This window comes from Salinibacterium sp. (genome assembly GCF_031364185.1).
Classification (GTDB): domain Bacteria; phylum Actinomycetota; class Actinomycetes; order Actinomycetales; family Microbacteriaceae; genus Rhodoglobus.
Window position 1 is genome coordinate 1 of record NZ_JANLVV010000141.1, and the last position, 13,025, is coordinate 13,025.

General features: G+C 64.9%; 12 protein-coding genes and 1 pseudogene. 4 read left to right on the plus strand and 9 right to left on the minus strand.

Features of this window, described 5'->3' with window-relative positions:
- Both RMN95_RS06245 and RMN95_RS06250 read right to left on the minus strand, forming a co-directional pair.
- A pseudogene (locus tag RMN95_RS06245) lies at positions 1–212 on the minus strand (RNB domain-containing ribonuclease); the annotation flags it as partial.
- A complete protein-coding gene (locus tag RMN95_RS06250) occupies positions 209–2,563 on the minus strand; it encodes a UvrD-helicase domain-containing protein (RefSeq protein ID WP_309616081.1) in 2,355 nt (784 codons plus the stop codon). The gene RMN95_RS06250 and the pseudogene RMN95_RS06245, both read right to left, overlap by 4 nt.
- 249 nt (positions 2,564–2,812) lie before the next feature.
- On the opposite strand from RMN95_RS06250, the gene RMN95_RS06255 reads away from it, so the two are divergent.
- The gene (locus RMN95_RS06255; RefSeq protein ID WP_309616082.1) at positions 2,813–3,724 is read left to right on the plus strand and encodes a DUF559 domain-containing protein; all 912 of its coding nucleotides are present in this window, start codon (positions 2,813–2,815) and stop codon (positions 3,722–3,724) included.
- A gap of 179 nt (positions 3,725–3,903) precedes the next feature.
- Here the strand turns inward: RMN95_RS06255 and RMN95_RS06260 are convergent, their stop codons facing one another.
- Positions 3,904–4,926: a glycerophosphodiester phosphodiesterase family protein gene (locus tag RMN95_RS06260; RefSeq protein WP_397545256.1), complete on the minus strand. Its 1,023-nt coding sequence runs from the start codon at positions 4,924–4,926 to the stop codon at positions 3,904–3,906.
- A 6-nt stretch (positions 4,927–4,932) separates the two neighbouring features.
- On the opposite strand from RMN95_RS06260, the gene RMN95_RS06265 reads away from it, so the two are divergent.
- Genes RMN95_RS06265 through RMN95_RS06275 form a run of 3 tightly spaced genes read left to right on the plus strand, consistent with a single transcriptional unit; the run spans position 4,933 to position 6,546 of the window.
- Positions 4,933–5,169 (plus strand): hypothetical protein, encoded by a 237-nt coding sequence (locus RMN95_RS06265; protein WP_309616084.1) that lies wholly within the window; start codon positions 4,933–4,935, stop codon positions 5,167–5,169.
- 1 nt (position 5,170) lies between these two features.
- Positions 5,171–5,686 carry a hypothetical protein gene (locus RMN95_RS06270; RefSeq protein ID WP_309616085.1) on the plus strand — a complete coding sequence of 172 codons (516 nt, stop codon included), beginning with the start codon at positions 5,171–5,173 and terminating at the stop codon, positions 5,684–5,686.
- 44 nt (positions 5,687–5,730) lie between these two features.
- Positions 5,731–6,546 (plus strand): Bax inhibitor-1/YccA family protein, encoded by an 816-nt coding sequence (locus tag RMN95_RS06275; protein ID WP_309616086.1) that lies wholly within the window; start codon positions 5,731–5,733, stop codon positions 6,544–6,546.
- A gap of 541 nt (positions 6,547–7,087) precedes the next feature.
- Here RMN95_RS06275 and guaA read toward each other — a convergent pair.
- The 6 genes from guaA to RMN95_RS06305 form a co-directional block, all read right to left on the minus strand.
- Positions 7,088–8,662, minus strand: coding sequence for a glutamine-hydrolyzing GMP synthase (gene guaA, locus RMN95_RS06280; RefSeq protein WP_309616087.1), 1,575 nt, complete (start codon positions 8,660–8,662; stop codon positions 7,088–7,090).
- Entirely contained in the window at positions 8,659–9,087 is a 429-nt protein-coding gene (locus tag RMN95_RS06285) for a DUF3817 domain-containing protein (protein ID WP_309616088.1), read from the minus strand. The genes guaA and RMN95_RS06285 overlap by 4 nt, the downstream gene beginning before the upstream one ends.
- A 4-nt stretch (positions 9,088–9,091) precedes the next feature.
- Positions 9,092–9,901, minus strand: a complete 810-nt coding sequence (locus RMN95_RS06290) for an SURF1 family cytochrome oxidase biogenesis protein (RefSeq protein WP_309616089.1) — start codon at positions 9,899–9,901, stop codon at positions 9,092–9,094.
- Positions 9,898–11,280, minus strand: coding sequence for a cation:proton antiporter (locus tag RMN95_RS06295; protein WP_397545257.1), 1,383 nt, complete (start codon positions 11,278–11,280; stop codon positions 9,898–9,900). Before RMN95_RS06295 ends, RMN95_RS06290 begins: the two co-directional genes overlap by 4 nt.
- A gap of 3 nt (positions 11,281–11,283) precedes the next feature.
- On the minus strand, positions 11,284–11,811 hold the full coding sequence (locus RMN95_RS06300) for a TrkA C-terminal domain-containing protein (RefSeq protein ID WP_309616091.1): 528 nt from the start codon (positions 11,809–11,811) through the stop codon (positions 11,284–11,286).
- Between the two features lie 70 nt (positions 11,812–11,881).
- Positions 11,882–13,003: a GuaB3 family IMP dehydrogenase-related protein gene (locus tag RMN95_RS06305; RefSeq protein WP_309616092.1), complete on the minus strand. Its 1,122-nt coding sequence runs from the start codon at positions 13,001–13,003 to the stop codon at positions 11,882–11,884.
- Positions 13,004–13,025 lie beyond the last annotated feature (22 nt).

Below are 13,025 nucleotides of genomic sequence, written 5' to 3' on the forward strand. Positions count from 1 at the left end.
GCTCCCTCAGGGTCGATGGTCACAAACTCGACAGCGCTCTGGTCGTCGGTCGGAAGCGACGCCGCGGCAACGGTCGCCGCAGCCTCGGCCTCCACGTCGGAGCTGAAGCCTGCCGACACCTCGAGGTCGTCGCGAATCGCGCGAAGCCGGGCAGCGAGGGCCTCCATCGGCTCGGTGAGGCGTACCGAGGGAACAACGACGCGCTCGGTCACAGCTTCTCTATGGGGGCGATCTTGATGAGCAGGCGTTTTCGCCCTGCCGTATCGAACTGCACTTCGGCGACGCGCTTGGTGCCCTCCCCGGTCACCGCCGTCACCCTGCCTTCCCCGAAATCGGTATGCCGGATGCGGTTGCCAGCCTCCAGGGTCATGTCGCCGTTGTCGCGCACCAGCCCGGTGACCGCGCTCGTCCACTCGGTCTTGACCCTGGGAGGTGCCGGCGGCAGCGCGCTGTACCCGTCCCGCATCGGCGCAGATCGAAGCGCTCGGTTGGGGCGGAACCCGCCGCCCCCGCCGGACTGCTTCCACTCGATCAGGTCTGCCGGGATCTCTTGGAGGTAGCGGCTCGGCATGGCCACGTTCACCTCCCCGAAGCTGGCGCGGGACGCCGCGAGCGAGATGTAGAGCCGCTTTCGTGCGCGCGTGATGCCGACGTAGAACAGGCGCCGCTCCTCCTGTAGCCCGCCGGGCTCGTTGGCCGACATCCGGTGCGGCAGCAGGTCCTCTTCGACCCCGGTGAGGAAGACCGCGTCATATTCGAGACCCTTCGCCGTGTGCAGGGTCATAATCGAGACGGATCCATCCTCGTCGTCGATCTCATCCGCCGCCGCAAACAGCGCCACCCCGGTGAGGAAGTCGACGAGCGTGCCCTCCGGATTGATCGTGCGAAACTCTTTCGTCTGTGAAACGAGCTCTTCCAGGTTCTCGGCGCGCGCCTCATCCTGGGCGTCACCACTGGTCTTCAGGGCGCGGTGGTACCCGGTGCGGTTCAGCAGCTCGGTCAGGATGTCGTGCGGGGCCGCGGTTGTCGCGACCCGGCCCGCCTCGTCGAGGATCACGCCGAGTTCGACGATCGCCGCCGTCACCTTCGGCCCGAGTCCGAGCTGACCGGCGTCCACCAGCACCTCGCGCAGCGGGGTCCCGATCCGGTTCGCGTGCGCCTGCAGCGCCGCCTCGGTGGCAGGCCCGATACCACGCTTGGGCACGTTCATGATGCGGCGCAGTGCCAGGTCGTCGTCGGGGTTGGCCACCTGGATGAGGTAGGCCATCGCATCCTTGATCTCGGCGCGCTCGTAAAATTTTGTACCGCCAGGGATGCGGTATGGAATCGCCGAGCGGATGAAAATCTCCTCCAGCGGGCGCGTCTGCGAGTTGGTGCGCACGAACACGGCAACGTCGTTCAGGCTGCCACCGGCCGATCGCAGCACCTCGATCTCGTCGGCCACGAATTGCGCCTCGTCGTGGCCCGAATACCCGGTGAAGCCGGTGATCTTCTCTCCGGCTCCGACGACGGTGAACAGGTTCTTCGCCTTTCGGTCGAAGTTGTTCGATATGACCGCGTTCGCCGCGTCGAGGATGTTCTGGGTCGAGCGGTAATTCTGCTCAAGCAGGATCACCTTCGAGTTCGGAAAGTCGCGCTCAAACTCGGTGATATTGCGGATGTCGGCCCCGCGGAAGGCGTAGATCGACTGGTCGCTGTCGCCGACGACGGTGAGGGATGCCCCGGGGATCCCGCCGCTCGCGTCCAGCTTCATCCGCGTGTCCGGCGGCACATTCTGCGGCGCCACCGCCCGCACGAACTCCCGGATCAGGGCGTACTGGGCGTGGTTGGTGTCCTGGTACTCGTCAACGAGCACGTGCCTGAAGCGTCGCTGGTAGAGCGCCGCGACATCCGGAAACGCCCGAAACAGGTACACGGTCTCCGCGATGATGTCGTCGAAGTCGAGTGCGTTCGCCCTGCGCAGTGCCGCGCTGTAACGCTTGAAGATTTCGACGAACCCGGCCTCTTTGGGGTCATCCATGTTGACGCTGCGGGCAAAAGAATCGATGTCGGTCAGCTCATTCTTGAGCTTCGAGATGCGGCTCGAAACGCCACCGGGGGTGAACCCGACGGTGTCGGCGCCGAGCTCCTTAATAATTCGCTTGAGCAGCGCACGCTGGTCGGCCGTGTCGTAGATCGTGAAGCTCTGCTTCATGCCCACCGACTCGGCCTGTCGGCGAAGGATGCGTGTGCAGGCCGAATGGAACGTCGAGATCCACATGCCGTCGGCCGCATCCCCGACCAGGGATTTCACGCGCTCCCGCATCTCGGCGGCCGCCTTATTCGTGAAGGTGATCGCGAGGATCTGGCTCGGCCACGCCTCGCGACTCTGCAGCAGCCCCGCAATGCGGCGGGTCAGCACGCTGGTCTTGCCGGAGCCAGCGCCCGCGACGATCAGCAGGGACGGGCCGCGGTAGATCACCGCCTCCCGCTGCTGCGGATTGAGGCCGCCGAGCAGGGCGTCGTCGATCCCGCCGCCCGCGGTGTGCTCGGGCTGCTCGAACGAGTCAAGAACGTAGGTCATCGCCCGCAATTCTAGGCGCGACCGCCGACGCGTGGCGCCGTGTCGCGCGGTTGCCGCGCCGCGCGGTTGCCGCCAGATCCCCGTCTCCCGACGTTCCCAAATGAAGGAGATTTACGTGAACTTGCTTTATCGCCCGCAGGAACACACACGAAACGAGCACTTCTCCTTCATTTGGCCGCTGAGTGACCGCTGTCCACAGATTCGCGGACCCACTCCCGGGAATACCCATGTCAACGCCAACCTCGACTTATGACCATTCTGAACACCACCGATAAGCGACGGAACACGACCGGAACCACCGGTGTCCGCGCATCCATCACGATGCTGGGCGGGCTCGCTGCCACGTTCGAGCTGTATGCCCAGGGCCACACTCGACACGACATCACAACGGCAGTTCGACTGCGCTCGGTACTCCGAGTGCGTCAGGGATGGTTCTCGCATCGCGATGTTCATCCCGAAGAAATAGAGGCTGCTCGCGTGGGCGGACGTCTGACGTGCCTCTCGGCGCTCAACCTACATGGGGCAGGCGTGCTTCCACGTCACGATCTGCATGTATCGGTGGCTCACAATTCGTGTCGGCTCCGGATGCCTCTCAACTCTCGCGCACGAATCGCAGACGTCAATAATCCCGGGGTAACAGTCCATTGGCGCGACAGTGTGGAGCACGGGCGACTGGTTCTTCCGCCACTCGCCGCCATGAGCGACCTCATCCAGTGCCAGCCACCGGACATCGTGTCAGCGATCGCCGGAATGCTGCTTCACAATCAGCCCGGCCTCTGGCCCGAATGGAGGGAATTCACCGCCGCGGCTCCAGAAGTGCATCGGTCGTGGCTCCAGCGCGTCGATGAATTCTGCGAGTCTGGCATCGAGGGGCTCTTGTGGTTCAAGATGCGCGATCTCCCGTTCTCCCTCCGACGCCAGGTCAGGATTCCCCAGGTCGGCCGGGTCGACTTCCTCATCGGCCTGAAACTCGTGATCGAGGTCGACGGCGCTGAGTACCATACGAGCCCCGAAACCTTCGAGTCGGATCGTCGGCGGGACGCGGTTCTGAGCGCAATGGGGTATCGAGTGCTTCGCTTCAGCTACCAGCAGGTGATGTTTCGATGGACCGAGGTCGAGACGGCGATCCTGGCGGCCGTGTCTCGTGGCGATCACCACTAAAAGCGCTGCGGACCGCTGCCCGCCCACCCTCACCAACGTCCGGCCCGGCTGCCAAATGAAGGAGATTTCTCCTTCCGCCTATGCTGCCACTGGGACCGAACAGCCCTCGGGAAAAATCTCCTTCATTTGGCAGGGACAACTCGCGGCGCAGCTGGCCGTGCTACGTGCGCCGCGGCGCCTCAACGCTCGGCGAGGGCCGCCAGCACGAGATCGGGCTGGTCGGCGAACACGCCATCCACTCCGGATGACAGGATCAGCGCGAACTCATCCATCCAGTTACCGTAGTTGCCACCCGCCACCCCCAGTCTGAAGTTCTTCGCGAGAAACCGGTTCTCGGCGCGGAGCGTCCACGTGAACACGTCGAGACCTGCCTCGTGCGCTCGCTGGACCACATCGGTGGTGCCCTTGACCCTGCCCCGGTCATCCATCGCCAGGAGCAGTTTCTTCTCGACGCTCACGCCGTCGACCTCGGCAGCCAGCAGCGCAAGTCCGGTCGGGCTCAGGTGCTCGGCGTAGGTGCGCGCCTCAGGGCCGAACCGCGCGACGAGGTCGGCAGGCGCGCCCGACGCCTCCACCAGAAACACATGGCGCCCGGCCACCCCCCGCGCGCGAATGCGCCCGAGCACGGTCTGTTCGAAACTCTCGACGATGAGGTTATCTACCGTCGCCCAATCGGCGATCTGAGCGGCGAAGAGCTCGTCCAGTGGCAGCCCGATCGATGCGAAGTAGGTGGCGTGCTTGATCTCGGCGACCATCACTCGCGGCAAATCCTGGGCGTCGATCATGCTCATCAGGTCACAGAGTCGCAGCATCGGGAACCTCCCGTCGAAACTCGCGCTGTGCTGACGGATGCCCGGAAGCCGCTCCACCGTGCGCAATGAGCTGAGCTCCGCCCATGTGAAATCCTCGGTGAACCACCCGACCCGTGTGACACCGTCGATGACCTTCGTGGTGCGGCGCGCGGAGAATTCGGAATGTGTCGCCACATCGGTCGTCCCCGAGATCTCGTTCTCATGCCGCAGCACCAGCACACCGTCACCGGTGGCCACAATGTCGGGCTCGACCGCATCGGCGCCGAGAGCGAAGGCGAGTTCGTACGCCGCTCGCGTGTGTTCGGGCCGATATCCGCTGGCGCCGCGGTGGCCGATGACGAGGGGACGGCGTTCCAGGCTCACGCCATAAGGGTAGGCCACCGCTACCATTCGACTATGGCCGCCTGCGTCTCGTGCTCGACAGCGCTCGATCCGCGGTGGAAGTACTGCGTTGACTGCGGCACCCCGGTGGCGGCAGTCGGACCCGTCACCATTCCCGGCGCCATCCGCCCCGAGGGGGAGCGACGACCACCGGTCACTCGAGTGATCACGACCCCGGTGCTGATCGTTATCGTGCTCGCGATAACGGGAAGCATTGCCGCGTTCGCCGTGGCCGCGCAGTGGCTGGGCTAACGTGTCCACTCCACGCTGGCGCGAGCCGACATCCTCCCTGCCCCTGCGCTGGGGCACGTACCGCGGCCGCTACCTGGCCGGCCTGCTGCTCATCGTGGGTGGCGCCATCCAACTGCAGGGCTCGAACACCTGGAGTCTGCCCTTGCTGCTCATCGGCACCACAGCCCACGCCGTCGGCTGGTCGATCATGCCTGCGCAAGGGTGGCGCCGGATGCTCGCAATCCTGCCCGCGACCGCACAGATCTGGCTGCTGCTGACCGGCCCTGCCTCGGTCTGGATGTTCATCCTGCCCTACCTGTGCTGGCTGCTGGTGCGGCATCGGCCCCTCGCGAGCTACGTGACGGTGCTGTTTCCCCTGGCGAATGGATTCATCGTGCCGCAGTTCTTCATGGAGTACTCGGGCATGCCACAGGCGCTCGTCATCTCCATGGTCGTGTTTGTAGCTTCGGCGTGGCTCGCCCGCGTGATCGCTGCCAGCGCACTCATCCCCAGCAAATCACCGGCCGTTTCCCGCTAAAATTCTCGTAATGATGGCCGAAAGGCCGAAGGAGACGACCACACATGGCCCTGTCCAACCCCGCATTCAGCGCAAAGGCCTTCGCCGGACCGGCACTGGCCGCTGGCAAAGCGAGCACCCAGGTTCAGCCCGGGATGACCGCGCAGCAGCTCGAGGAAATCTACGGCCGCGCAGCAGCAGGGCCCTCCGACACCGACCGCATGACGTACGAGAATACGATTCTCAAGACCGTCATCACGCTGGGATTCGTGCTCGCCGGGGGTGTCATCGGCTATACCTTCCCGATCCTTGCCCTGCCGTTCGCCCTCATCGGGTTCGTGCTCGCCCTGGTCAACATCTTCAAAAAGCAGCCATCGCCGACTCTGGTCATCGCCTATGCGGTGGCCGAGGGAATCTTCCTCGGGGGTTTATCGCGTTTCGTTGAGGCCAATGCCTCCGGCATTATTTTTCAGGCGCTCATCGGCACCGGGATTGTGTTCGGCGTTACCCTGGCGCTGTTCGCGAGCGGCAAAGTGCGCGCATCGAAGAAGGCCACCAAGATCTTCATGATCGCGGGCATCTCGTACGCGCTGTTCTCGGTAGTGAATCTGGTGACGCAGCTCACCGGCCTGAACAATGACCCGTGGGGAGCGTTTAGTTTCCAGGTATTCGGCATCCCGCTCGGGTTGATCATCGGCCCGCTCGCGATCCTCATGGGCGCGTACTCGCTGGTGCTCGACTTCACGGCCGTCAAGCAGGGCGTGGATGGCGGCGCTCCGAGCCGCTGGGGCTGGAAAGCCGCCTTCGGCATCACCCTGACAGTGGTCTGGCTCTACGTCGAAATCCTGCGCCTGATCTCGATTCTCCGAGGCAGCAACTAGCTTTCGCGCTTGAATGGCCGCTCTTCGGGGCGGCCATTCTGCCTTAACCGACCGAGCCGCCCAGTCAGGCCGCGCCCGCCCCACCTCTGCCCACTTCGGTCGCGCCCACACTGCACCGCGCATCTCGGGCCCAGCACGCAGTCCGCCGCGCCGAATGTCGATAACTCCTGCAGTTCGCTGCCCGCAGTCACGAACTTCCCCGGAGTTCCGGGTTTCATCCACCTCGCTCCAGACGATCTGCAGGAGTTATCAACACGCGGCGACGGGAAGGACGGCTCGTGGCCACCGTCGACGACTGCTGCCCGTATTCCTGCGCAGGCCCCTCTCGCCGTGGGGAGCACCGGGTCGCCGGATACATCCGAGACTCCAGCTGTGACGGCCAAATGCGGGGTTCGTCTCAACTGGAGTTTCGGCACTGCTTCCGGACGTCGAATTCGCCAGGCGACGCGACCACACGGAGCGGCCCGATAGCGGCACGGCTCGGTCTCACAGGAGCGACGAAGCGACGGCAGGACACGAGCCGGCCACCCCTGCTACCGGGCTACTCCCACTCGATGGTTCCTGGCGGCTTCGACGTGACATCCAGCACGACGCGGTTCACCCCGGGTACCTCGTTCGTGATGCGATTCGAGATGCGGGCGAGTACGTCGTAGGGCACGCGCGTCCAGTCGGCGGTCATCGCGTCTTCTGACGACACGGGCCGCAGCACGATCGGGTGACCGTAGGTACGCCCATCGCCCTGCACTCCTACCGATCGCACGTCGGCCAGCAACACCACCGGGCACTGCCAGATCGAGTCATCCAGGCCCGCGGCGGTGAGCTCAGCGCGAGCTATCGCATCCGCCGAGCGCAGCAGTTCGAGTCGTTCGCGGGTGACCTCGCCGACGATGCGGATGCCGAGACCCGGCCCTGGGAAGGGCTGGCGTCCGACGATCACCTCGGGCAGGCCCAGCTCGCGACCGATCGCGCGAACCTCGTCTTTGAAGAGGGTGCGCAGCGGCTCGACGAGGGTGAACTGCAGGTCATCCGGCAGCCCACCGACGTTATGGTGGCTTTTTATATTGGCCGTGCCGGTGCCGCCACCAGACTCGACGACATCAGGGTAAAGCGTGCCCTGCACGAGAAAGTCGATGGTCGAGCCATCCGCGGAGGCCTCAAGAACGAGGCCCTCAGCCGCCTTTTCGAACGAACGGATGAACTCGCGACCGATGATCTTCCGCTTGGTCTCCGGGTCGGTCACCCCGGTGAGGGCGTCCAGAAACTGGTCGACGGCATCCACCGTGACGAGCCGGACTCCGGTGGAGGCGACGTAGTCTTCCTCGACCTGGCGGCGTTCATCCTGTCGCAAAAGTCCATGGTCGACGAAGATGCAGACCAGCTGGTCACCCACGGCCCTATGCACGATCGCCGCGGCAACGGCGGAGTCGACGCCGCCCGAGAGTCCGCAGATGACGCGCGAGGTGCCGACCTGTTCGCGGATGCGCGCGACCTGCTCATCGATGACATTGGCGCTGTTCCAGTCGGCCGGGATGCCGGCGGCGGTGTGCAGGAAATTCTCGAGCACGCGCTGGCCGAACTCGGAATGCTTCACCTCTGGATGCCACTGCACCCCGTAAAGGCGGCGCTCATCACTCGCGAACGCCGCGACAGGCGTCGACGCGCTCGAGGCCAGCACCGTGAAGCCGTCCGGCGCTTTGGACACGGAGTCCCCGTGGCTCATCCACGTCGTCTGTGAGGCTGGCTGGTCGCCGAGCAGGGTGCTCGTGCCCGGCGCGAGCGTGACATCCGTCGCCCCGTACTCGCGCAGGCCGGTGTTGGCGACCTCGCCGCCCAACTGCTGCGCCATCACCTGGAAGCCGTAGCAAATGCCGAGTACCGGCACCCCGAGCCCCAGGATCGCGGGGTCGAGTGTCGGCGATCCGGAATCGTAGACGCTCGATGGCCCGCCACTGAGCACAATGCCGACCGGGTTCTTCGCGGCGACCTCATCGGCCGTGATGGTGTGCGGCACAATCTCGCTGTACACGTTCGCCTCGCGCACCCGACGGGCGATCAGTTGCGCATACTGCGCGCCGAAATCGACGACCAGCACGGGACGAGCTTCTGTAGAGGTCATGCGTTAACCTTCGGCTGGGTGTCGAGGTGAGCGATGGCGGCGAGCGCGTCTGCCGGAACGCGACGCTCAAAATAGAAGGACAGGAAGGGGATGACGCCGCCCAGAGCGATGACCAGGAACCTCGTGAACGACCAGCGGATGAGCCGCCACAGCACGAAATCGGTTCCCAGGTAGAGAACGTAGAACCAGCCGTGCGCGATCAGGATGATCGTCGACAGGTTGATGCCCGCGATCAGGTCTTTCGGGGTGAGGGCAAGAAAGCCGTAGGGCCCGAGCAGTTCGATGTCGACACCGAAGCCGTATCGGAACACCATCATCAGCAGGAGCAGCAGCAGGAAGCTCCCCGTGATGTAGGACGACACCTTATACACCGACACCGCCCGCCTGATTTTGATGACATCGTCAGGCTGTGGTCCGATCGGCATAGCCCTATTCTACGGTTGAGGGCTGGGGGCCGGTTGCGAGTTCGGCGGCGGTCGCGGCATCCCGAACCGCCTCACCTTCCGCCTCCCAGGTGTCACGCACGAGGCGGTACCACAGGAAGATCGCGAAGCCCGCGAAGACCACCCACTCGACCGCGTAGAAGACGTTCAGCAGGTTGAGCGAGACCTCACTCAGTGGTCGTGGGGCGTCGATTTTTTCGAGACCGGATGCAGCGGCATCCGCCACAATATAACCGCCGTAGACCCCCGCCGGGGCCTGCCCCCAGAGGTTCACCAGTTCGGAGACCGCGAGGGCGCTGCGTTGCCCGGCCTCGAAGTCTGACTCCTGCGGCGATTCGCTCGGCAGGTACCTGCCCGTGATCGTGCCATCGGGAGATTGCCGCTGAAGTTCGTCGATCGCGTCGGTGGCGCCCTCGGCCGTTGCCGACCAGCCGAGCGCGACGGCGACGCTCGCGCCGTCAGCCGCGACCGCATGACCGACCACCCAGAAGCCTGGGCTGGAGAGGTTGATCCTGTCGCTCAGCACCTGGTAGTCGCCGGCGACGAAGGTCACCGAAACTGTGACCCGCTGCCCGGTCGCCAGCGCCGGCACCGGCTGCTGCGGCGTGCTCACCGCGTCGAGGGGCTCGACTGTTTCGGTCTGCTCGACGGGTGCCGCGCCGCTCTCAAAGCTTCGCGCCAGCTGCCACTGGCCGAGGGCTGCGAACCCGCCCGCGATCGCGAGGGCGAGAATGAGGGCTCCGATCCAACGCGGGCGACGTGCGATCTGCCAGAGGGTTGACCGGGTCTGAATCAATATTCCGGATCCCTTTTGCGTTCGAATAGTTGGTCTGACTGCTGCTCGGCCTGGGCCTGCTGGCGGTCTGGCACCGCCTCATCCGGGAACGTGTCGAAGACGTCGTCGCCGACCTCAGTCGGGGGCAGGTCTCTGCCTGACATCGCCGCCTCCACCAGCGCGATGTCTTCTGCCCGCATGCGGTCGCGCGCCGGCGCCGACCTGTTCTGCTGCGTCCGTGACGCGAAGACGCGCCGCCCGATCTTCTCCGAATTGACGGCGAGGATGGGCCCAACGATGGCCATCGACAGCACATAGAGCCCCGCAAAGGGGGTGAGCCTCGGGTCGAGTCCAGCCGCCGTCGCCAGCGTTGCCAGGATCAGCGCAAACTCGCCCCGGTTCTGGAGCATGGCGCTCGCGTTCAGCCCCTCGGCCTGGGTGAGTTTGGTCTGCCACGCGATTAGCTGCCCGCCCAGAGTGTTGACGATGAGAGTGAGAAGCACGGCAACCCCGACGGGCACGAGCACCTCGCCGAACGTGGAAACGTCGAGAGCCAGCCCGAAATTCAGGAAGAAGAAGGCACCAAACACGTCCCGCAGCGGAAGCGCCAGCTGTTCGATGCGCCCGCGGAACCGGGTTGCCCCCAGCACCAGGCCGATCAGGAACGCCCCGATCGCATCCGACACTCCGAGCAGTTCACCGATTCCCCCGAAGGCAACCGCGAGGCCGAAGAACAGGATCGTGAACAGCTCATCGTCTTTCGTGTTCACCAGCCGCGAGACGATTCGGCCGCCCCAGCGAGCAAGCGCGAACATGGCAATGAGGAAGGTGAACGAGATGCCCAGCTGGAGCGCGATCGCGCCGATGTCGGTCTCTCCGCCGATCACCACGCCGACGATGGCCAGGTAGACCGCGATGAAAACATCCTCGAGCACCATGATGCCCAGGATGGTCGGCGTCTCCCTGTTCGCCAGTCGACGCAGTTCGATGAGGAGCTTGGTGATGATGGCGCTGGATGACGCTGCCGTCATCCCCGCAATGATCAGGGCCTCCCTGGTGCCCCAGCCGATCCACATGCCGAGGGCGAATCCCACACCAAGATTGATAGCAATCCGAGTGCCGCCGGAAATGAAGAGTTTGCCTGCGTTGCCGTAGAACTCGTCCTGGTCGAACTCGAGCCCGAGGCTGAAGAGCAGCAGGATGAGCCCGAACACCGCGACGAGTTCGACATCCGCTGACTGGAAATTGAGCGGGAAGAACTTCGAGTTCGGGCTCGCAATGAGCCCGACCAGCATATAAATCGGGATGGCCGGCAACCCGATGAGCTTGCCCAGCCGGCCGAGTCCGTATGCGATGACGAAGAGAACGCCCAGAACGAGCAGGTCTTCTCCCACGTGCACGCGCTACCCCCCGGAGGCAGGGTCAGCGGGAACTCTATGCACTTCGCCCGAACGGTAGAACGCGAAGGCCTTCGCGACCTTCTCGGGAGAACCGGCAACCACGAGTGTGTCGCCGGGGAACACCGTGAAATCGTCCGACGGGGCCGGGTTAGCAGACTCTCCCCGAACCACCGCCACCACCGTGAGACCAACCACGCCTCGGCTCGCGAGGTTGCCCAGCTTCTTGCCAGCGATGTGATCGTCATAGTCGACCGTGAACCAGTCGATCGTCAGCCCCGGGATGGCGTCGAGTTTCGACAGCGACTCGGTGATCTGCGTGCCGCCGAGCAGCTCCGCGAGCGTGTGTGCTTCGTCCTCGTCGAGTCGGAGCGACACTTTTGTGGCATCGGATCCGCCCTCATCATCGGAGAAGGTGATGAGGTCGCTGTGGCCTGAACGGTGCGTGATCACGCCAACCTTGCCGCCGTCATCCGTCACGAAAGTATGTAGTACACCGACCCCGGGGAGCTTCACGCGTCGAACGTCAACCATGCATCAAGTCTACCGCCGGGTCAGACGGTGCCCCGTGGATCGGGTTGTGCCCGGCGCGAACGCGAGCCCGCTACCCCGCGTTGTATGGCGCGACGACGACCTCGACGCGCTGGAATTCTTTCAGGTCCGAGTAGCCGGTGGTGGCCATGGATCGACGCAGGGCACCCATGAGATTCACCCGACCGTCGGCCGCACTCGAGGGCCCGTACAGGATCTCCTTCAGCGGAGCGAGGGAGCCGACCTCGACTCGGTTACCCCGCGGCAGCTCCGCGTGGTGAGCCTCAGCCCCCCAGTGCCACCCGCCCCCCGGGGCATCCGTCGCCCTCGCCAGAGTGCTGCCCAGCATCACAGCGTCGGCGCCCACCGAGATCGCCTTGACGATATCGCCGCTCGTGCCGAGGCCGCCGTCGGCGATGACGTGCACGTATCGACCGCCGGACTCATCCATGTAATCACGGCGAGCGCCGGCGACATCCGCTACCGCTGTCGCCATCGGAGCGTGGATGCCCAGGCTCGCGCGCGTCGTCGATGCGGCCCCGCCACCGAAGCCGACGAGCACGCCCGCGGCCCCCGTGCGCATGAGGTGCAGCGCCGCCGTGTAGGTCGCGGCGCCGCCGACAATCACCGGGACATCCAGTTCGTAGATGAACTCTTTGAGGTTCAGCGGTTCCACAGTTTTCGAGACGTGCTCGGCGCTCACCGTGGTGCCGCGGATGACGAACAGGTCAACGCCAGCGTCGACGACGGTCTTGTACAACTCTTTGGTTCGCTGCGGGCTCAACGCTCCGGCCACCGGGACACCGGCCGCGCGAATCTCGGCGAGCCGCGCACTCACCAGCTCGGGTTTGACCGGTTCCGAATAGATCTGCTGCATCCGCTTCGTCGCGCTCTCCGGTGACAGTCCACGGATCTCTTCCAGCAGGGGTTCGGGGTCGTCGTATCGCGTCCACAGGCCCTCGAGGTCGAGCACTCCGAGTCCGCCGAGCCTGCCCATGGCGATCGCCGTCGTGGGGCTGACCACTGAGTCCATCGGAGCGGCGAGCACCGGGATGTCAAAGGTGTACGCATCGATGGTCCAGCTGATCGAGACATCCTGCGGATCACGGGTGCGTCGAGATGGCACGATCGCGATGTCGTCGAAGGCATACACGCGGCGGGCTCGCTTGGAGCGCCCGATCTCGATATCACTCACAGCGCCAACCCTACCGGCGGCG

Coding starts and splice junctions, on each gene's coding strand:
- RMN95_RS06300 (WP_309616091.1), bottom strand. CDS start 11,811: ATGGTTGACGTTCGACGCGTGAAGCTCCCCGGGGTCGGTGTACTACAT.
- RMN95_RS06265 (WP_309616084.1), top strand. CDS start 4,933: ATGGCCGCCTGCGTCTCGTGCTCGACAGCGCTCGATCCGCGGTGGAAG.
- RMN95_RS06285 (WP_309616088.1), bottom strand. CDS start 9,087: ATGCCGATCGGACCACAGCCTGACGATGTCATCAAAATCAGGCGGGCG.
- RMN95_RS06260 (WP_397545256.1), bottom strand. CDS start 4,926: ATGGTAGCGGTGGCCTACCCTTATGGCGTGAGCCTGGAACGCCGTCCC.
- RMN95_RS06275 (WP_309616086.1), top strand. CDS start 5,731: ATGGCCCTGTCCAACCCCGCATTCAGCGCAAAGGCCTTCGCCGGACCG.
- RMN95_RS06255 (WP_309616082.1), top strand. CDS start 2,813: ATGACCATTCTGAACACCACCGATAAGCGACGGAACACGACCGGAACC.
- RMN95_RS06250 (WP_309616081.1), bottom strand. CDS start 2,563: ATGACCTACGTTCTTGACTCGTTCGAGCAGCCCGAGCACACCGCGGGC.
- guaA (WP_309616087.1), bottom strand. CDS start 8,662: ATGACCTCTACAGAAGCTCGTCCCGTGCTGGTCGTCGATTTCGGCGCG.